The sequence below is a fragment of the Staphylococcus sp. EG-SA-17 genome (assembly GCF_017151845.1).
GTDB classification, from domain to species: Bacteria; Bacillota; Bacilli; order Staphylococcales; family Staphylococcaceae; genus Staphylococcus; species Staphylococcus aureus.
The window spans coordinates 15126-34981 of the sequence record NZ_JACVZO010000009.1; the positions used below are offsets into that span (position 1 = coordinate 15126).

Genomic DNA, 19856 nt, shown 5'->3' on the forward strand with positions numbered 1-19856 from the left:
TTTTTAATAATTAATATGAATTAAGACATGTTGCTATCGTTAGTGTTACGACATATTTTAGTGATCTTGCTCACTCTTTAATACTTTACCGTTTTTAGCATCAACAGTAACTTCTTGTTTTTTATTACCTTTTTTCAAATCGATATTGTAAACAAGTTTACCATCATCTTTTTCAAGTGACCATTCTTTAATATCACCATCAAATTCTTTTTGTCCTTCTTTAATGGCTTTTTTGTAATCTATAGCATCGCTATATTTAAAGTTATCATTTTCATTCACTGTATCTTCTTTTTCAGTCTTTTTGTTAATCACTTTTTTATTTTTATCAGCAACAAGTACTTCTGACTCTTCACCAGATTTTTGTTGCGTCACTTTATAAGCCCATTCACCATTAGAATTTTCAAATGAAATTCCTTTCAACTTTTGGCCTTTGTAAGTTTCTTCAGCTTTTTTCACAGCATCTTCTGGGCTTGTTTTAACATCTTTTAATGCAATAACATCTTTTGTTGTATTAGTGTCTTGATTAGTATTTGACTCTGTTGATTTTGTTTCATCTTTTGGAGTATCATTGCCACATGCAGTAAGCACCACCGCTGACATTGATAACACTGCTAATGATTTTAATTTCATAATATCACTCTCTCTTCCTTTTTTAGAAACTCATAACAAAAGCTTATATGCTATATAGATTGTATTACCCCTTGTTTTTAATTCTATTCATAATTATTACAAATTTTTTTAAATTACTCTTCATGCGTTACTTTCGTTCGTAATCATTTTTAAAATGAGTAATGTAATATAAGGGTGCTATTATCGACTCAGTTTGTCTAATGCTTTCTTTGGTACTTCTTCCTTTTCTACTTCTTCAAAAGTTTCTACATGATGACCTTTATGTGTAATTTTCAAGTATCTATGCGGTTTAACATCAAATGTAGCAGTATACATTAATTGCGTCTCTTTCCCTTCTTTATTAAAAGCACTTTGAGTATAACTTCGGAGTTGATCATCCATTCTAGTAGACACCTCTGTCGTTTTAACATAAGAATCATCTTCCTTTACTAATGGGTTAAATTGATCTGTTATACCATGAGAGTCTATTGTTTTTAAAATGAATAGAGCAGCATAAGCGCCAACGATAGTAAGTGCGAGATATGTTATTGTTTTTAAAATCGTTTTCAAAAGATCACCTCTGACAAAATATAAAATAGGATGTCTCTGAAAACAACTTACATAATTGTAATTAAAATGTAAGTATTAGGAGAAAATGATGGTATTTGAATCTGAAAGATACGAATCGTTTTTAAACAAAGTTATTTTATAGAGACCTTATTATGGAATTGAAAGAAGTTAATTTTAAGGTTGTCGAATATAAAAACATATTGATTAACCATAAAAGAGAAATTATTTTTGTAGATTTCGGCATAAACGTCATTAAAGAATTTTCTATATGATGGTGCTGATCATAACAAAGAAAGCTAGGCACCTTTAGATACCTAACTTTCAAAGTATTAGCGATAAAACACTGTATATACTTATTTAACTTAATTTCAAACTTGTTCAATGTCATTAACACTTTTCACAAGATCGAAAGTTACATTTTTTATATCGGCTGTATTAATTTTTACATTTTCCCTATCTTTTTGTAGCTCTTTATGCGACTCTAATGTATATTTACCACCATCTTTTGTATTTATGACGATGTTACCTTTAGGCAAATGTTCTCCCATATATAAGCCATAAGAAATATGAGCAAATCTTATGATATGATCCAATTCTTTTAAAGTGACAACTTCTTTATTAAGAGTAATGTTCCTCTTAGGTGTATATACTCTATCAGCAACTGTGTAAGTCCCTTCTAAATGTATACGAACTTGATTTTCATTTAAAGGTCTCTCTGAATAAACCCAATTCCTAGATTTATTAGATTTTCCATTTATTGTATTTTTGCTGTATCTATCGTACAGTTTTTTAACCAAAGCTTTTTCTGAATTATTTGGTACTTCTTCAACTTTTTGGAATTGTTTATCTTGTAAACTTGAGGAATTTTGTGTTGACGCGCCTGCTTTTGAATATATTCCAAATGATCCCGAATAGATGATACCTAGCGATAGAATAGATTTTAATAAGATTGAATTTTTAGAATGATGTTTTTTGAACATATTTAATTACCTCCTTGATGTAAAGCTTTATTTGCTACAATTATAGAAATAATAGACGTGTTCATGAATTAACTTCATCTTAACTCTTGATTAACTTTAATTTGCTACCACTCTGAATTTAATAACTATAAATCGTCTACACATAATTGGACTAAATCTAAGAGAATAGAATTTGTTAATTTAAAATAGTAAGCAATTCAAAGTTATATGTGTAATAGATAAAATAGATATCCCTATAGTGATGCGTTACTAGCTAAACGTAATAACACTTTAGAAAATAATGAAGATAATTAAGTTAAGGGGTTACTGGATTGTTTCGACTATGTAATTAAGTATAAAAAAACGTCCAACGACAAAACGTAATTATAAAAAGGTAAAATCTATAGTTCAGTTTTAAATTGATAATGGCATGCGTATCGGTGAACTATTTGCAATAAATAAAGAAAATATAAACTATCAAGATAAAACGCTAGATATCGACGGTAAAGTTAATTGGGAAACTGATTAAAAATGGAAGCATCCGGAGTAAAAGAGACAACTGAAAGAAGTAATAGCTATAAGGCCATAGGGCTCACTACCCAAAGCATCGACTTACTAAGAACACTTATGCTTGGAATGATAAGTTTATTGATAGAGAGTACATATTCACAAATACGGCTGGTAGCCCTATCGACTCGAACAAAATTAGCCACATTACTAAAGGGGGGGCTATCAAAGAGACAACTGAGATTAGTTCCATTAAGAAACCTGCAACGACGCATACATTACATCATTCTCATATATCTACACTTGCTCAATTAGGAATTAACTTAAAAGCAATGCAAGAGCATGTAGGTCATTCAGATTATAAAAACTCTAGAGATATACACACATGTTACTAATCAGATGGCGAAAGATATGATGAATAAATTTGAACGATTGGGGAGTTAATATTGGAAAAAGATGATACACTAGCAGAAATTAAGCCTATGCTCAATTTTGATGAGCAAATAGCGAAATTAAAACAGATGAATATATTTTTTAATATTATTGACACCGAAAAAGCAAATGAAATTCTTAGAAAAAATAATTACTTCTTCAAACTAGCTTATTTCCGAAAAAATTTCGAAAAAAAGAATGGCGGCTATTTCATAGAATTTGCTTATTTATCAGATTTAGCAACTATAGATATGAAATTAAGATACACAATGTTGCATTTAACTTTAGATATTGAACATAGTTTAAAGTGTCTAGTCTTAAAACTAATAACAGAAAATAACCAAGAAGATGGTTATAAAATAATAGATGAGTTCTTATGTATTGATAAATCATATAACAATTCAAATTTTGACACAAATTCAAGAACACCAGAAGAAGTTATGGAAACCAAAATCAAAAATAAAAACGAAATATTTAAGCATATGAATAAAAGAGGGCAACTACCCGCAAAGTTGAATAAATACTATCAAAATCCACCCGCATGGGTTTGCATTGAATTCATGCAACTAGGTCAATTCGTTTCGTTTCTCAACTTCTATTACAAGAAGTACAATGACGAAGAATTGAGAGTTGCTAATATTTTAATGCCTTTAGTTAAAAATATAAGAAACAAATCAGCTCATAACCAACCCATCATAGCAAATCTAAATTATGACAGTAGATCTCCTCAATATTTATTTGAAAAAGGGAATAATATAGGCATATCTAGAAACATGTTCGGAATAAAAAATTTCATAGATACTTTCGCTACTCTAGAATTACATAATCAAGTTTGTAGTAATGCAATTATCCAAGCAAGATATCACGATTTGGACCAACTTCAAAAGCGATATAAAAGAAACGAAAGCTATTATAATAATGCATTAGCTATCAAAAGATTTTTTATAGCTTTAGATAAAATTATTGACTTCAACAGACCAAAAGTATAAACTATCTAGTGAGGAAAGAGACTTATAGGTCTCGCGAGTTATTTTAATTCGTATGCAAGAAAAAGAAGAGCTATGCATTTTATTTAAAATGCGTAGTTCTTTTTTTATGCATCTAAATTCATATTATTTTTGCAATATAAACATATCTTTGTGCAAATCCCGAACACAAAACATTCACATCGTCCTTTTTCTGCCCTTTTTCTATATCCCAAAACACAAAAACCCCCGTAAGCCTATGCCTACGGGGGTTATAATATATTAAATATTATTGTTCTTCTTTAACATATGGTAATAATGCCATATGACGAGAACGTTTGATAGCTGTAGTCAACATACGTTGATATTTAGCTGAAGTACCAGTTACACGACGTGGTAAAATTTTACCGCGTTCTGAGATAAAACGTTTTAATAATTCAGTGTCTTTGTAGTCGATATGTGTAATACCATTTGCTGTGAAATAGCATACTTTTTTACGACGACGTCCGCCTCTTCTTGGTCCACCTGCCATGATTGTGTGCCTCCTTTGATAATTTTTTCGCTTTAATTTCGTTAATTTTTATTAGAATGGTAAGTCATCATCACTTATATCAATCGGTCCGTTTGCATTTGCAAATGGATTATCAGATTGTTTCGTGTTTGATGAATTATTGTACGAATTGTTTTGCCCTGATTGTTGACCACCGAATCCTTGACCGTAATCTTGGAATTCATTTTGTTGACGTTGGCCACCATTTTGTTGCGCATTTTTAGGTTCAAGGAATTGAACGCTATCACACACAACTTCAGTAACAAACACACGACGACCTTCTTGATTTTCATAATTACGGGATTGTAAGCGACCATCTACACCAGCTAAACTACCTTTAGATAAATAGTTATTTACATTATCTGCTTGTCTTCTAAAAACAACACAGTTAATAAAATCTGCTTCGCGCTCCCCTTGAGCATTCGTGAACGTACGATTTACTGCAAGAGTGAATGTCGCTACACTCACACCTGAGGGAGTGGTTCTGTATTCCGGATCTTTCGTTAAACGACCTACTAATACAACTCTATTTAGCATTTAAACGCCCCCTCTAATTATTACTTGTCTTCGTCTTCACGAATAACCATGTAACGAATGATATCGTCACTGATTTTAGCTAGACGTTGGAATTCGTCAGTAGCTTTATTGTTATCAGATTTAACACGTACGATGTTGTAGAAACCATCTTTGAAATCATTGATTTCATAAGCTAGGCGACGTTTACCCCAGTCTTTTGCTTCTAAAACTTCTGCACCTTCAGTAGCTAAGATACCGTTGAAACGTTCAACTAACGCTTTTTTAGCATCTTCCTCAATGTTTGGGCGTACGATGTACATAACTTCATATGTTCTCATTTTATATTTGCACCTCCTTGTGGTCTATACGGCTTATCAATCTTAAAACAGATAAGCAAGGAATAATTTTCATTACTCACAATAAAGAATTATATCATGCGCCATTACTTTTTACAATAATAATTCAAACTACTCTTCATATCATTTTTGACATTAATACATTTGAAATTTTCTATGATATTTTTTAAAAATACACTTCACAAAAGCGAACACATGTTCTATAATGGTTGTGAGGTGGTAAGGAATGAATTTAAATATTGATTGGTCTAAAGATTTTCAAGAATTCCAAGAGATACTTAATAGTGGCATTCATCCTGAATGGCTTTATTGTGCAAAGGCTAATCTTGTTTTAGAGCCTGCTTATACTGGCGAAGGCAAACAATTTTTCAGCACTCAAGATATTATTAACGCGAGTAAAATTATTCCATTCTTTTAATAAATAACACGCATAATTAAAAGAGGCGAACAATTGATTCCGCCTCTTCTACATATATACTATTTAATTAACTTCACTCTATCGTTTATACATTAAATCTGAAATGAACGATATCGCCATCTTGCATAATATATTCTTTACCTTCTAATCGTTGTCTGCCCGCTTCTTTAGCGCCACTTTCGCCACCATATTGTACATAGTCGTCATAACTTGTTACTTCGGCACGGATAAATCCACGTTCAAAATCAGTATGAATGATACCAGCACATTGAGGTGCAGTCATACCTTGTTTAAATGTCCAAGCACGTACTTCTTGCACACCAGCAGTAAAATATGTTGATAATCCTAATAATTCATAAGTTGTTCTAATTAATCGATCTAATCCTGGTTCTTCAATACCTAAATCTTCTAAGAACATTTCTTTATCTTCATCATCTAAAGTAGCAATTTCTTCTTCAATTTTTGCACTAATAACAATCACTTCAGAGTCTTCTTGCGCTGCATATTCACGAATCGCTTTTACTTTATCATTATCATCATCACCAATTTCATCTTCACCAACATTAGCGATATAAAGCATTTTTTTAGAAGTCAGTAATTGCGCTTGGTTCACCCATTTTTGATCTTCTTCATTAAAGTCAATACTGCGGGCAGGTTTACCATTTTCTAAAGCTTCTTTAATAGTATTTAAAATGCGCACTTCCATCTCAGCAGTCTTATCTTTTTGACGTGCCAATTTTTCAATTCTAGGTAAGCGTTTTTCAACTGATTCTAAGTCTGCAAGTACTAATTCCATATTGATAACTTCGATGTCATCAATAGGGTCTACTCGACCAGCAACATGAGTTACGTTATCATCATCAAATGCACGAACGACCTGACAAATCGCATCTACTTCTCTAATATGTGATAAGAATTTATTACCTAAACCTTCACCTTTAGAAGCACCTTTAACAATTCCGGCAATATCTGTAAATTCAAATGTAGTAGGTAATGTTTTTTTAGGTTGAACCATTTCTTCTAATTTAAGTAGTCTTGCATCTGGCACTTCTACAATACCCACGTTTGGGTCTATAGTTGCGAACGGATAGTTTGCTGCCAAGGCACCCGCCTTTGTAATTGCATTAAATAATGTTGATTTACCAACGTTTGGTAAGCCAACGATACCTGCTGTTAAAGCCATGAATCATTCTCCTATCTTTGTGTATCATCCTGAGATACGATGATTTTTTTTAGTTTTTTATCAAACGTTTGACGTGGAATCATAATGCTTCGTTGACAATTTTCACACTTAATTCTAATGTCAGCACCCATTCTAATAATTTTAAAACGATTGGTTCCACACGCATGTTGTTTTTTCATTTCTACTATATCATTTATTCCATATTTTGACGCCATTAAATATGACCTCCATGTATTATAAACTACTAAACACCGTTTTCACTATGATTAAAAGGTGTCATTATTGGTTGTGGTGTCTTGATACCTTCTTGTAAAAACATTTTTTGTACTTCTTTACGAATAATACGCGCACCAGAGAAACCTTCACCTGGTATTGTTTCTGCTGAAACCCTTAATATCACTCTAGTATCTTCAAAGGCATCAATACCAATCACAACAGGATCACTTACAAATAAATAATATTTACTACGCAGAGATGTAAATAATTTGTTTAATTTCTTCTCAACATTATCAATATTTTCATCTACAGATACTGGAATTTTAACAATTGCTGTTCCATTCGTAATTGAGTAATTCGTTATTTCACCCATGCTACTATTTGGCAAGATTGTAAGTTCTCCAGATATTGTATTAATACGTGTTGAACGGAGCCCAATTGATTTAACTGTTCCCTCTGCTACAGTTGTACCACCGTTGTTTATCTTAACATAATCACCTACATCAAACTGGTTTTCAAATATAATAAAGAAACCTGTAATTACGTCTTTAACTATAGTTTGAGCACCAAAACCTACTGCTAAGCCTACGACACCAGCACTTGCAATTACTCCTTCAACACTAATGCCAAATTTACTTAAAATGGTAGTTACAACTATAAACCACACAATATATTTAACAACATTTTGCACCAATGATATTAATGTTTTCGAACGTTTTTTATTACCCTTTTTACTCTTGTTTTGTATTTTAAATCCTTGGGCAATCATTTTATCAAGTATTTTAATTACGATTAATGCAACGATAATATATATAATTATCATCGCTAATTTAGTAGCGACACTTTCATATGTTTCAATTTTAGTTAATGGTTCGAATAGCGATGAAATAATACTCATAACTTGATCCATAATTAGCGTTACTCCCTTCTATATAGTCTCAAATAATTTTATTAATATTGCTGTATTCTTCCAACCTACTGAAGTCGCATCATCTTCAAAGAATATAGATAACTATCGATATATCTATAGATTCACAAAGTGATATTATATAAAATTGTGTAACTATTTACCATACTTACGATTTAATTGTTCAATGATTCTCACAAAGTCATCTTGTGATTCAAACTCAAATGAGATTTTGCCGACTGATTTTTTTATCGATATATCTACTTTTGCGCCATACTGTTCTCGCAACTGTCGTTCTTGTTGCTTTATAAATTTAGGCTTAGTTATATCTACTTTGTCTGTTTCCGACTTTGACGAAACATTTTTTAATTCATTAACATGGTTTTCTAAATATCTGACACTCCACTTTTCTTTAACAAGCCGTTTCGCTAACCTAAGCATTTGTTGTTCATCTTTAATTGCCAATAACGTTCGTCCATGTGCACTTGTCAGTCGCCCATCTTTTACCATGTCAGCAATCTTTTTCGGCAAATGTAATAACCTCAACATATTCGCTATATACGGGCGCGACTTACTCAATCGCTTCGCTACTTCTTGTTGTGTAATTTTCAAATCTGTCATCAAACGTTGATAACTTTCAGCTTCTTCAATCGCATTTAAGTCTTCTCGTTGTAAATTTTCTATGACCGCCAGTTCCATCATATCTTCATCTGTTAAATCTTTGATAATCGCTGATACGTATTTTAGACCAGCAATTTTCGAAGCTCTAAACCTTCTTTCACCAACTACAATGTAATAACCTTGAACTGTTTTTCTAAGCACAATTGGTTGCAAAATACCATATTGCTTAATTGAATCTGCCAAATCATTTAAATGATTTTCATCGAAAGTTTTTCGGGGCTGATACGGATTCGGTTTGATATCCGATATATCTATTTGCTTAATTTGTTCATATTTTGTTTTAGTAATACGTTGATCTTCACTTTTTGACAATTCACTCACATCACTTTTTATTTGATAACAACAGTTAAATATATTTTATGTATTCTAAATGAGTCAGACAACCATTAACCACACTTTATTTAAAAAATAATTCATTTTTTAACTTCAAGATACCAAATACAATTTCACAAACAAATTAACTTTTAAATCAAAATTTTCTGAATAATTGTTGACAAATCTTTTTTTACTCTGTAAGCTAATTAATATCTTATAACAGTTTAATGAAACGTAAACACAATAAAGAGGAAAGTAAAACACACCCTGCTTATACAGAGAGTCTTTAGTAGCTGAGAGAAGATTTTGAAAGCGTGTTTGAAAATGGCCTTGGAGTGTTGATGCCAATATGAGGTGTCTACGGGTTCGCCCGTTATAGCGATACAGTATTAACATTGATGTTAAATGGCGTACTGGATTCTTTACGCACGATTTTTTGTTAATAAGTATGAGATAGCACATTACTATATCCTTACTTAACGACTTAAATTGTGATAATTGTTCAGTAAGCATATTTACTTTTAATGCGTACTGAATAAGGTTATTTCAGCGATGGAATAACAAACAAAGGTGGTACCGCGAAACATAAGCTTTCGTCCTTTTTATCCGATTCATTCGGGTACGAAGGACGGAAGCTTTTTATTTTTTCTTATAGGAGGGTCTTAATATGAAGGATACACAGTTAGCCCAAATCACATTAACTGATGATTCAACCGGTGCTATAGCAAATCCAATCCATTTATCTACTGCCTACAAGCATCCAAAACTAGGACAATCGACAGGATTTGATTATACACGTACTAAAAATCCTACACGCTCAACATTTGAAACCTGTTTTGCCAAACTTGAGCATGGTATTGCATCATTCGCTACATCAAGTGGAATGTCAGCCATTCAATTAATATGTAATCTATTTAAACCTCATGATGAAATTTTAGTTTCATTCGATTTATATGGGGGCACATTTAGATTGTTTGAGTTTTACGAACAACAATACGATATCAAATTTAAGTACGTTGATTTTACAGATTATGAACAAGTTGAAAAAGAAATCACTGATAAAACAGTTGCATTATTCATTGAACCAATATCTAACCCACAAATGATTGCTATTGATGTAAAGACGTACTATCAACTTTGTAAAGCTAAAGGCTTATTGTCAATTATCGACAATACTTTTTTAACACCTTATCTTTCAACACCGTTAGCAGAAGGTGCTGATATAGTCTTACATTCAGCTACGAAATATATTGGTGGACATAACGATGTACTAGCAGGTGTCGTAACCGTCAAAGATGAATCACTCGCACAACAGTTGTTTGATTTTCACAACATGACTGGCGCAACACTATCACCAATAGATAGTTATTTGTTGTTACGTGGACTTAAAACTTTGCATTTACGCATTGAGCGCGCGCAATCAAACGCAAGAAAACTTGCTAAAAAATGTCAGTCACTTCAAGCGATTGACGAAGTACTATATAGCGGGCAAACTGGCATGCTTAGTTTAAGACTTAACAAGGCCTATAGCGTCGCTAAATTATTAGAAAATTTAGACATTTGTATTTTTGCAGAAAGTTTAGGAGGCACTGAAACATTAGTGACCTTCCCTTACACACAAACACATGTTGATATGCCAGATGCTGAAAAAGATAAACGTGGCATTGATGAGTATTTAATCCGCTTATCACTAGGCGTTGAAAATTATGAAGACATCGAACACGATATCATCCAAGCATTAGATAAAGCTCAGATTGGAGAGATTGTATGACACTTTCAAAAGAGACAGAAGTGATATTCGATTGGCGTAGAGGTGTGGAATATCATTCAGCTAACCCACCACTCTATGATTCTTCAACATTCCATCAAACAAGTCTTGGTGGCGATGTTAAATATGATTATGCACGAAGTGGCAACCCTAACCGTGAACTTTTAGAAGAGAAGTTAGCACGATTAGAACAGGGAAAATTCGCTTTTGCTTTTGCATCAGGTATTGCTGCTATTTCAGCAGTACTTTTGACTTTCAAATCTGGTGATCATGTCATCTTACCTGATGATGTATATGGCGGTACTTTTCGCCTCACTGAGCAAATTTTGAATCGTTTTAATATTGAATTTACAACCGTAGATACTACCAAGATCGAACAAATCGAGGGTGCCATTCAATCAAACACAAAATTAATTTATATCGAAACACCATCGAATCCCTGTTTTAAAATTACTGATATCAAAGCTGTTTCTAAAATAGCCGAAAAGCATGAACTACTGGTAGCTGTGGACAATACATTTATGACACCGTTAGGTCAATCACCTTTATTACTAGGCGCTGATATTGTCATTCATAGTGCTACAAAATTTTTAAGTGGACATAGCGATTTAATTGCTGGTGCTGTCATTACTAATAATGAGGCAATTAGTGAGGCTCTTTATTTAATACAAAATGGTACAGGCAATATGTTATCTGCTCAAGATAGCTGGACACTTGCTAAACATTTAAAAACATTTCCAATCAGATTTAAACAATCTGTCGAAAACGCGCAAAAAATCGTGTCATTTTTAATAAAGCAAGATGAAATTTCAGAAGTTTATTACCCGGGACTTACTGCATCTCATTTAGAACAAGCTAAAAATGGCGGTGCCGTTATTGGCTTACGTTTAGCTGATGAGTCTAAAGCACAACAATTTGTCGATGCACTGACATTACCACTCGTTTCAGTGAGTCTAGGTGGTGTGGAAACAATACTTTCGCACCCAGCAACAATGTCTCACGCAACACTACCTGAAGAAGTGAGACAAGAACGTGGTATCACTTTCGGTCTATTCCGATTAAGTGTTGGTCTCGAAGATCCTGATGAACTCATTGCAGACATCAAATACGCATTAAAGGAGGCATTCAATGAGTCAATTCCTCACACAATTGAAAGATAATGTTTTAGTAGCTGATGGCGCTATTGGAACCATTTTATACTCTGAAGGATTAGACACCTGTCCAGAAGCATATAATCTTAGCCATCCAGATAAAGTTGAACGTATCCATCGTTCATATATCGAAGCTGGTGCTGATGTCATTCAAACCAATACTTATGGTGCAAATTTTGAAAAGTTAAAACGATTCGGTCTTGAAGATAAAGTTAAAGCTATACATCAAGCCGCCGTACGCATCGCAAAAAAAGCAGCAAATAAAGATACGTATATATTAGGCACAGTTGGTGGGTTTAGAGGTATCAAACAAGAGGATATCAGCTTACAAACTATTCTTTATCATACTGAAATTCAAATAGACACCTTAATTGAAGAAGGCGTTGACGCGCTACTTTTCGAAACGTATTACGACCTAGAAGAGCTAACAAATGTCATTTCACGAACGAGAAAGAAATACGACATTCCAATCATTGCTCAATTAACTGCTTCAAACACAAATTACTTAGTTAATGGTCAGGCAATCAATGAAGGATTAAAACAACTCGTTCAATGTGGTGCAAACATCGTGGGACTCAATTGTCATCATGGCCCACACCATATGCAAGAGTCTTTCACACATATTGAATTACCAGAGCACGCATACTTATCTTGTTATCCAAATGCCAGCTTATTAGATATTGAAAATAGTGAATTTAAGTATAGTGACAATGCACAATATTTCGGCCAAGTTGCTCAAAATTTAATTCGCGAAGGTGTTCGTTTAATTGGTGGTTGCTGTGGTACAACGCCAGAGCACATCAAATTTATTAAAGAATCTATTCAGACACTTAAACCTGTTAATGACAAAAAAGTGATTCCGATACCAACGAAAGCACTTTTCAATCCATCTCAAAATAAAGTTAGACAATCATTAACATCTAAGGTTCAAGAACGTCCAACCGTTATTATCGAATTGGATACACCGAAACATTTGGACACGGATAGATTTTTTGAAAATATCGCTAAACTTGATAAAGCAAATGTAGATGCGGTAACACTCGCAGATAATTCATTGGCAACTGTCAGAATTAGCAACATTGCTGCTGCAAGCTTAATTAAGCAATATTACAATATTGAACCACTCGTACATATTACATGTCGAGACCGAAACTTAATCGGCTTGCAGTCCCATTTACTTGGATTATCGCTCATTGGCGTTAACGAAATATTAGCCATAACTGGTGATCCTTCAAAAGTTGGTCACTTACCAGGTGCAACCAATGTCTATGATGTTAATTCTAAAGGATTAACTGAACTCGCTCTAAGATTTAATCAAGGTATTAACACTGACGGTGATGCGCTGAAGAAACGTACACACTTCAACATCGCTGGCGCCTTTAACCCTAATGTTCGTAAATTAGATGGTGCCGTAAAACGACTAGAGAAAAAGATAGAAAGCGGAATGTCTTATTTTATAACACAACCCGTGTACAGCAAAGAGAAAATCATTGAAATTTACCATGCCACTAAGCACTTGAACAAACCATTTTTCATAGGCATTATGCCTATCGCAAGTTACAAAAACGCACTCTTTTTGCATAATGAAGTGCCAGGAATCAAGATGTCAGATGAAATTTTACAACAATTTGAAGCAGTTAAAGATGATAAAGCCAAAACACGAGAACTAAGTCTTAAGCTTTCAAAGGATTTAATCGATACTGTTCATGAATATTTTAATGGTTTATACATTATCACACCGTTTCAAAATGTCGAAGATTCATTAGAACTTGCAGCATACTCAAAATCTATTACTGCTCACAAGGAGGCAATATTATGACAACAATTAAAACATCAAACTTAGGATTCCCAAGATTAGGTAGAAAAAGAGAATGGAAAAAAGCCATCGAAAGTTATTGGGCAAAGAAGATTTCTAAAGAAGAATTAGATCAAACATTAACTGATCTACATAAAGAAAATTTATTATTACAAAAGTACTATCACTTAGATAGCATCCCAGTTGGTGATTTCTCTTTATATGACCATATTTTAGATACGTCATTATTATTCAACATCATCCCTGAACGTTTCCAAGGTAGAACTATCGATGATGACTTATTATTTGATATTGCTCGCGGTAATAAAGACCATGTTGCAAGTGCACTTATAAAATGGTTTAACACTAACTATCATTACATCGTACCTGAATGGGACAATGTTGAGCCTAAAGTGAGTCGCAACGTATTATTAGATCGCTTTAAATATGCCCAATCTTTAAACGTTAACGCTCACCCTGTCATTGTTGGTCCGATTACTTTTGTTAAATTATCAAAAGGCGGTCACCAAACTTTTGAAGAAAAAGTTAAAACGTTATTACCACTTTATAAAGAAGTGTTTGAATCATTAATAGATGCAGGTGCTGAATACATTCAAGTTGATGAGCCAATCTTAGTTACAGACGACAGTGAAAGCTATGAAAATATTACACGTGAAGCTTATGACTATTTCGAAGAAGCTGGTATTGCTAAAAAATTAGTCATTCAAACATACTTCGAACATGCACATCTTAAATTCTTAAGTTCTTTACCTGTTGGTGGTTTAGGTTTAGACTTTGTCCATGATAATGGCTATAACCTTAAACAAATTGAAGCTGGAGATTTTGATAAATCAAAAACATTATACGCTGGAATTATTGATGGTCGTAATGTATGGGCAAGTGACATTGAAGCTAAAAAAGTCTTAATCGATAAATTGTTAGCACACACTAATGAACTTGTCATTCAACCATCATCTTCATTATTACATGTTCCAGTATCTTTAGATGATGAAACATTAGATACAAGTGTTGGCGAAGGCTTAAGCTTTGCAACTGAAAAATTAGACGAATTAGATGCATTGCGTCGCCTATTTAATCAAAACGATAGTGTTAAATATGATAAATTAAAAGCACGTTATGAGCGTTTCCAAAATCAATCATTCAAAAACTTAGATTATGATTTCGAAAGCGTGCGTACTTCGAGACAATCACCATTCGCGCAACGTATTGAACAACAACAAAAACGTTTGAACTTACCGGATTTACCAACAACAACTATTGGATCATTCCCACAAAGCCGAGAAGTTCGAAAATACCGTGCAGATTGGAAGAACAAACGCATTACAGACGAAGCATATGAAACATTCTTAAAAAATGAAATTGCTCGATGGATTAAAATTCAAGAAGACATCGGCTTAGATGTATTAGTTCACGGTGAATTTGAACGTAATGACATGGTTGAATTCTTCGGAGAAAAATTACAAGGTTTCTTAGTAACTAAATTCGGTTGGGTGCAATCATATGGTTCACGTGCCGTAAAACCACCAATCATTTATGGTGATGTAAAATGGACAGCGCCTTTAACTGTTGATGAAACAGTTTATGCACAAAGCTTAACAGATAAACCAGTTAAAGGTATGTTAACTGGACCTGTAACAATTCTAAACTGGTCATTTGAACGTGTTGATTTACCACGTAAAGTCGTTCAAGATCAAATTGCTTTAGCAATCAACGAAGAAGTATTAGCACTTGAAGCTGCAGGAATCAAAGTTATCCAAGTTGACGAACCTGCATTACGTGAAGGCTTACCATTACGCTCTGAATATCACGAACAATATCTTAAAGATGCTGTTTTATCATTTAAACTTGCAACGTCTTCAGTTCGTGATGAAACTCAAATCCATACACATATGTGTTATTCTCAATTCGGTCAAATCATTCATGCTATTCATGACTTAGATGCTGATGTTATTTCAATTGAAACATCTCGTAGCCATGGTGATTTAATTAAAGACTTTGAAGATATTAATTATGATTTAGGTATTGGTCTAGGTGTATATGATATTCATAGTCCACGTATTCCAACAAAAGAAGAAATTACTACAGCAATCAATCGTTCACTACAACAAATCGACCGCTCATTATTCTGGGTAAACCCTGACTGTGGTTTGAAAACGCGAAAAGAAGAAGAAGTTAAAGATGCATTGACTGTACTTGTGAATGCTGTTAAAGCTAAACGCCAAGAATAATCGCAGCATTTATCATATAATAAACTAAAAACGGGTGATTTTATGACACAATATCCTTTATGGCAACAATTAAATACTTTAAAACAAGCAACTTGGGTTGATTTAACGCATACATTTGATCCAGAAATACCACGTTTTAGTGAGTTTGAAAAAGGCGAGGTTTCAACTTTATTCACTGTTAAAGATCATGGTTTCTATGTGCAACGTTGGAATATTGTAACGCAATATGGTACTCACATTGATGCACCAATTCACTTTGTCGAGAATAAACGTTATTTAGAAGACATTGATTTAAAAGAATTGGTATTGCCGTTAATTGTATTAGACTTTTCAACAGAAGTAGCGAACAACAATGATTTCATTGTAACACGTGCGCATATAGAAGCATGGGAAAAAGAGCATGGTACTATTGAACCTGGCACTTTTGTTGCACTTCGTACCGATTGGTCAAAACGTTGGCCTAATATTGAAACGTTTGAAAACAAAGATGCGAACGGACAACAACATGCACCTGGGTTCCCTGTTAGAGCATTTGCAATTAAACCATCAAATGACTAATATTACCCAATAAATCCATAAACAAATAAAAACAGGTTATACCAACATGTAATTAATACTGTTGTGATAACCTGTTTTCTTATTATTTATACTTTGATACAACTGCAGCGATAGCTTGACCGCCACCAATACACAATGACGTTAAACCAGTTTCAACTTCATCATTCAGTTGATGCAATAATGTCACTAATACTCTAGCACCAGATGCACCAATAGGGTGTCCTAATGCAATAGCGCCACCTTTAACATTCACCTTTTCAGGAGGTAATTTTAATTCGCGATCTACAGCTAATGATTGTGCTGCAAATGCTTCATTTAATTCAAATACATCAATATCGCTTAATTCTTTTTTACTACGTTTCAAAGCCTTTTCAACAGCGCCAACTGGTGCAATACCCATAATAGAAGGATCTACACCATGACTTCCAAAGCCATCAAGCACTGCCAATGGTTCGATATTTAATTCTTTAGCTTTGTCTTCTGACATGACTAACATCATCGCAGCACCATCATTGATTCCTGATGCATTACCTGCTGTAACTGTACCGTCTTTTTTGAAAGCTGGTCTTAAGCGACTTAATTTTTCGACTGATACATTTTCACGTACACCTTCATCCTTAGTGACAACGATTGGTTCACCTTTACGTTGAGGAATCGATACTGGAACTATTTCACTATCAAATTCACCATTTTGCTGTGCACGTACTGCTTTTTGTTGTGAGTTTACAGCAAATGTATCTTGTTCTTCTCTTGAAATACCATATTGCTCTACTAAATTTTCAGCAGTAATACCCATATGATATTGATTAAATACATCTGTTAAACCATCATATACCATGCTATCAACCATTGATTGATGTCCCATTTTAAAACCAAAGCGACTGTTGTTGACAAGCATTGGTGATTGAGACATATTCTCCATACCGCCAGCTAGCACGATGTCATTTTCACCAGTCACAATAGATTGATATGCTAATTGAATCGACTTTAACCCAGAACCACATACTTTATTCACTGTAAATGCAGGTACTGTCTCTGGTAAGCCACCTTTCATAGCAGCAATTCGTGCTGGATTTTGTCCTTGTCCTGCTTGTAGTACGTTACCGATGATAACTTCATCAATCTCACTTGGATTCAAACCCGTCTCTTTAATAATATGTTCTATTAAAGTCGCACCTAAATCATAGGCTGGCACGTCTTTAAACGCACCTCCAAAAACGCCAATAGGTGTCCTGTATGCTGCTGCTAATACGACTCTCGTCATGTCATATTCATCTCCTTATGATATATACAATTTTATTACTAATACGTCTAATGAACCAATACGCCACTAACATCCAATTTATGAAACCAATTGCTACGTATGTTACATTTTCATTCTTGTTATGCATTTAACAAATCATATTATACAATGATGTAATTTGTTTGGGCAATCGGAAACGTAAACGGTTTCACTTTAACATTTCACACTCTTAAATATGCTCTATCATCCTCATCTATAGTACAAAATTATGCTTTGATTTACCACAAATTATCATTAATCATTTCGCGTAATGACTCTAATTAAATGCTATCTATCATTGCATCGCTATTCACAGCTGGTTTCACCATCAATTTCTCATCAACTTTTCCTTACCATTACGTCTCTAGTCAAATATTAAATCGCTGATGATTGTTAATTCCGCAATTACCTTGCAGTCGCCCCTCCTTCCACTTCATCGCCAAATCTTCCTCTATTCACTAGAAAAAATAAATAGTATACTTAGTAAATTAATTACACATCTTAAAGAAGTTAAAATTTTATGGTTAATGCATTAACACCAAAACATTTAGCTGAAAAGCGTGCAGGATTCCATGAGTTGTTCTTTGATTTAATTTTCGTCTATGCCATTCAAAAAATCGCACATGTGATTTTAACAACACAAAACGGTTCCATTTCAGCTGATTTATTTTTCAAATACATCGTCATGAGTTTGTTCTTATGGTTAATGTGGTCTCATCAAACATTTTTTACAAATCGATTTGGTCAAGTTACATTCAAAGACGTCTCGTTTATGATGTTTAATATGTTTATCATGGTCTTTCTATCTAACAGCCTATATCCGGACTTTGAAAAGACATTCTTCCCATTCTTCTTATGCGTGGCAATTATGTATTTAAGTATCGGATTCCAGTATTTATTACATATACGTACAGGGTTAGATTATGGCGATAAGCGTACATGTCAAGCTTTTGCGGCCGTAGCCTTTGTGATTTCATTTTTATCATTTCTATCATTAGTACTACCACAAAGTATCCATTACATCCCTGGATTTTTAGGCGTATTCATTGCAGCGACAGGACTTATTCCATTTCAGAAATATCTTGTATTATCACCTGTTAATATGATGCATTTAGTAGAACGTTTTTCATTACTAACAATTATTATCTTTGGCGAGGTACTGGTTGGTTTAGCTTCGTCATCATTTAGCATTGATCATTTTAGTTACATTTATATATTCCAATTTATGATTTTAATTAGTCTTTTCGGTGTATATTGGATCATTACTGAAAATTACATTAATCATAAATTGTCATCTATCGGTTTCCGTTTATCGTATACGCATTTATTAATCAATATCGCTTTAGGTGTGATTAATGCCGCAATTGTTTTTAGTAATAACAATAAACTAAATGACTTGTTTGAAATTAATATGATGTATATCAGTGTTTTAATATTCTATATTGGATTATGGTTAATCACGCCTTATTTCCATAATGAACTGACAAACGCAAAATATATTTCTTCTTCACTTGGCATACTTGTAGTATCATATATCATCAGCCTTATCTTTAAAGGGCACGACCAAGTAATGATTATCTCGGTATCCGTTGCGACTTTCTGCATCATGCTCATCTATTTTAAAAATCAACGTCTACGTCAAAGTGATGAATAGATAACCTTGATCTCGATCAATGTATTTGAACTGCATCCAAAAATATTGTGCTTCACAGTATATTTTTGAGACAATCATCAGTTATGATACATGATCGAGTTTTTATATTTCCGAGGAAATCATTGGCATATACCATCATCAATTGATACACGCAAATAAATTTCAGCAACATACTCAATAATATATACACGTTAATCCTCACTATAAAAGGATGC

Annotated in this window: 18 protein-coding genes, 2 pseudogenes and 1 other annotated feature; of the genes and pseudogenes, 9 read left to right on the forward strand and 11 right to left on the reverse strand. The window is 33.5% G+C overall.

Annotated features, from left to right (window positions below; genetic code table 11):
- Nucleotides 1-57: 57 nt before the first annotated feature.
- The 3 genes from IDG65_RS06015 to selX form a co-directional block, all read right to left on the reverse strand.
- Nucleotides 58-630 (reverse strand): PepSY domain-containing protein, encoded by a 573-nt coding sequence (locus IDG65_RS06015; protein ID WP_000769722.1) that lies wholly within the window; start codon nt 628-630, stop codon nt 58-60.
- Nucleotides 631-810: 180 nt separating this feature from the next.
- A complete protein-coding gene (locus IDG65_RS06020; RefSeq protein WP_000849173.1) occupies nt 811-1179 on the reverse strand; it encodes a YxeA family protein in 369 nt (122 codons plus the stop codon).
- Between the two features lie 368 nt (nt 1180-1547).
- On the reverse strand, nt 1548-2159 hold the full coding sequence (selX, locus tag IDG65_RS06025; protein WP_000473140.1) for an enterotoxin-like toxin X: 612 nt from the start codon (nt 2157-2159) through the stop codon (nt 1548-1550).
- Between the two features lie 205 nt (nt 2160-2364).
- On the opposite strand from selX, the pseudogene IDG65_RS06030 reads away from it, so the two are divergent.
- Nucleotides 2365-3089 (forward strand): annotated as a pseudogene (locus IDG65_RS06030) (tyrosine-type recombinase/integrase); the annotation flags it as partial.
- A gap of 38 nt (nt 3090-3127) precedes the next feature.
- Nucleotides 3128-4066: an Abi family protein gene (locus IDG65_RS06035; RefSeq protein ID WP_061739073.1), complete on the forward strand. Its 939-nt coding sequence runs from the start codon at nt 3128-3130 to the stop codon at nt 4064-4066.
- A 265-nt stretch (nt 4067-4331) separates the two neighbouring features.
- Here the strand turns inward: IDG65_RS06035 and rpsR are convergent, their stop codons facing one another.
- The 3 genes from rpsR to rpsF are packed head-to-tail and all read right to left on the reverse strand — an operon-like array spanning nt 4332 to nt 5446.
- Nucleotides 4332-4574 carry a 30S ribosomal protein S18 gene (gene rpsR / locus IDG65_RS06040; protein ID WP_000897044.1) on the reverse strand — a complete coding sequence of 81 codons (243 nt, stop codon included), beginning with the start codon at nt 4572-4574 and terminating at the stop codon, nt 4332-4334.
- A 51-nt stretch (nt 4575-4625) separates the two neighbouring features.
- Nucleotides 4626-5129 carry a single-stranded DNA-binding protein gene (gene ssb / locus IDG65_RS06045; protein WP_000934799.1) on the reverse strand — a complete coding sequence of 168 codons (504 nt, stop codon included), beginning with the start codon at nt 5127-5129 and terminating at the stop codon, nt 4626-4628.
- A gap of 20 nt (nt 5130-5149) precedes the next feature.
- The gene (rpsF, locus tag IDG65_RS06050) at nt 5150-5446 is read right to left on the reverse strand and encodes a 30S ribosomal protein S6 (protein WP_001261460.1); all 297 of its coding nucleotides are present in this window, start codon (nt 5444-5446) and stop codon (nt 5150-5152) included.
- Nucleotides 5447-5690: 244 nt separating this feature from the next.
- Between rpsF and IDG65_RS06055 the strand changes: the two genes are divergently transcribed.
- The gene (locus IDG65_RS06055; protein WP_001052483.1) at nt 5691-5882 is read left to right on the forward strand and encodes a hypothetical protein; all 192 of its coding nucleotides are present in this window, start codon (nt 5691-5693) and stop codon (nt 5880-5882) included.
- Between the two features lie 85 nt (nt 5883-5967).
- On the opposite strand, the gene ychF is transcribed toward IDG65_RS06055, so the two are convergent.
- From ychF to IDG65_RS06075, 4 genes are all read right to left on the reverse strand, one after another.
- Complete coding sequence (gene ychF, locus IDG65_RS06060) at nt 5968-7065, reverse strand: redox-regulated ATPase YchF (RefSeq protein ID WP_001218728.1); 1098 nt, start codon at nt 7063-7065, stop codon at nt 5968-5970.
- A gap of 11 nt (nt 7066-7076) precedes the next feature.
- Nucleotides 7077-7280 (reverse strand): DUF951 domain-containing protein, encoded by a 204-nt coding sequence (locus IDG65_RS06065; RefSeq protein ID WP_000157348.1) that lies wholly within the window; start codon nt 7278-7280, stop codon nt 7077-7079.
- Nucleotides 7281-7309: 29 nt separating this feature from the next.
- Entirely contained in the window at nt 7310-8191 is an 882-nt protein-coding gene (locus IDG65_RS06070; RefSeq protein WP_000373076.1) for a mechanosensitive ion channel family protein, read from the reverse strand.
- A 153-nt stretch (nt 8192-8344) separates the two neighbouring features.
- Entirely contained in the window at nt 8345-9190 is an 846-nt protein-coding gene (locus IDG65_RS06075; RefSeq protein ID WP_052997563.1) for a ParB/RepB/Spo0J family partition protein, read from the reverse strand.
- Nucleotides 9191-9418: 228 nt separating this feature from the next.
- Nucleotides 9419-9788, forward strand: a binding site (T-box leader).
- A 63-nt stretch (nt 9789-9851) separates the two neighbouring features.
- On the opposite strand from IDG65_RS06075, the gene IDG65_RS06080 reads away from it, so the two are divergent.
- From IDG65_RS06080 to IDG65_RS06100, 5 genes and pseudogenes are all read left to right on the forward strand, one after another.
- Nucleotides 9852-10955, forward strand: coding sequence for an aminotransferase class I/II-fold pyridoxal phosphate-dependent enzyme (locus tag IDG65_RS06080; RefSeq protein WP_000655698.1), 1104 nt, complete (start codon nt 9852-9854; stop codon nt 10953-10955).
- Nucleotides 10952-12112, forward strand: coding sequence for a cystathionine beta-lyase MetC (metC, locus tag IDG65_RS06085; RefSeq protein ID WP_000175842.1), 1161 nt, complete (start codon nt 10952-10954; stop codon nt 12110-12112). The genes IDG65_RS06080 and metC overlap by 4 nt, the downstream gene beginning before the upstream one ends.
- Complete coding sequence (locus tag IDG65_RS06090) at nt 12081-13922, forward strand: bifunctional homocysteine S-methyltransferase/methylenetetrahydrofolate reductase (protein WP_000077323.1); 1842 nt, start codon at nt 12081-12083, stop codon at nt 13920-13922. Before metC ends, IDG65_RS06090 begins: the two co-directional genes overlap by 32 nt.
- The gene (gene metE / locus IDG65_RS06095; RefSeq protein ID WP_000207610.1) at nt 13919-16147 is read left to right on the forward strand and encodes a 5-methyltetrahydropteroyltriglutamate--homocysteine S-methyltransferase; all 2229 of its coding nucleotides are present in this window, start codon (nt 13919-13921) and stop codon (nt 16145-16147) included. Before IDG65_RS06090 ends, metE begins: the two co-directional genes overlap by 4 nt.
- 42 nt (nt 16148-16189) lie before the next feature.
- Nucleotides 16190-16678 (forward strand): annotated as a pseudogene (locus IDG65_RS06100) (cyclase family protein); the annotation flags it as partial.
- Nucleotides 16679-16787: 109 nt separating this feature from the next.
- On the opposite strand, the gene IDG65_RS06105 reads toward IDG65_RS06100, so the two are convergent.
- Nucleotides 16788-17969, reverse strand: coding sequence for an acetyl-CoA C-acetyltransferase (locus tag IDG65_RS06105; protein WP_000199070.1), 1182 nt, complete (start codon nt 17967-17969; stop codon nt 16788-16790).
- A gap of 538 nt (nt 17970-18507) precedes the next feature.
- On the opposite strand from IDG65_RS06105, the gene IDG65_RS06110 reads away from it, so the two are divergent.
- The gene (locus IDG65_RS06110; RefSeq protein ID WP_000245678.1) at nt 18508-19641 is read left to right on the forward strand and encodes a low temperature requirement protein A; all 1134 of its coding nucleotides are present in this window, start codon (nt 18508-18510) and stop codon (nt 19639-19641) included.
- Nucleotides 19642-19856 lie beyond the last annotated feature (215 nt).

What these genes read in the sequence shown, in the direction of transcription:
- IDG65_RS06015 (WP_000769722.1), bottom strand. Translation starts at nt 630, where the DNA reads ATGAAATTAAAATCATTAGCAGTGTTATCAATGTCAGCGGTGGTGCTT.
- selX (WP_000473140.1), bottom strand. Translation starts at nt 2,159, where the DNA reads ATGTTCAAAAAACATCATTCTAAAAATTCAATCTTATTAAAATCTATT.
- IDG65_RS06035 (WP_061739073.1), top strand. Translation starts at nt 3,128, where the DNA reads ATGCTCAATTTTGATGAGCAAATAGCGAAATTAAAACAGATGAATATA.
- rpsR (WP_000897044.1), bottom strand. Translation starts at nt 4,574, where the DNA reads ATGGCAGGTGGACCAAGAAGAGGCGGACGTCGTCGTAAAAAAGTATGC.
- ssb (WP_000934799.1), bottom strand. Translation starts at nt 5,129, where the DNA reads ATGCTAAATAGAGTTGTATTAGTAGGTCGTTTAACGAAAGATCCGGAA.
- rpsF (WP_001261460.1), bottom strand. Translation starts at nt 5,446, where the DNA reads ATGAGAACATATGAAGTTATGTACATCGTACGCCCAAACATTGAGGAA.
- IDG65_RS06055 (WP_001052483.1), top strand. Translation starts at nt 5,691, where the DNA reads ATGAATTTAAATATTGATTGGTCTAAAGATTTTCAAGAATTCCAAGAG.
- ychF (WP_001218728.1), bottom strand. Translation starts at nt 7,065, where the DNA reads ATGGCTTTAACAGCAGGTATCGTTGGCTTACCAAACGTTGGTAAATCA.
- IDG65_RS06065 (WP_000157348.1), bottom strand. Translation starts at nt 7,280, where the DNA reads ATGGCGTCAAAATATGGAATAAATGATATAGTAGAAATGAAAAAACAA.
- IDG65_RS06070 (WP_000373076.1), bottom strand. Translation starts at nt 8,191, where the DNA reads ATGGATCAAGTTATGAGTATTATTTCATCGCTATTCGAACCATTAACT.
- IDG65_RS06080 (WP_000655698.1), top strand. Translation starts at nt 9,852, where the DNA reads ATGAAGGATACACAGTTAGCCCAAATCACATTAACTGATGATTCAACC.
- metC (WP_000175842.1), top strand. Translation starts at nt 10,952, where the DNA reads ATGACACTTTCAAAAGAGACAGAAGTGATATTCGATTGGCGTAGAGGT.
- IDG65_RS06090 (WP_000077323.1), top strand. Translation starts at nt 12,081, where the DNA reads ATGAGTCAATTCCTCACACAATTGAAAGATAATGTTTTAGTAGCTGAT.
- metE (WP_000207610.1), top strand. Translation starts at nt 13,919, where the DNA reads ATGACAACAATTAAAACATCAAACTTAGGATTCCCAAGATTAGGTAGA.
- IDG65_RS06105 (WP_000199070.1), bottom strand. Translation starts at nt 17,969, where the DNA reads ATGACGAGAGTCGTATTAGCAGCAGCATACAGGACACCTATTGGCGTT.
- IDG65_RS06110 (WP_000245678.1), top strand. Translation starts at nt 18,508, where the DNA reads ATGGTTAATGCATTAACACCAAAACATTTAGCTGAAAAGCGTGCAGGA.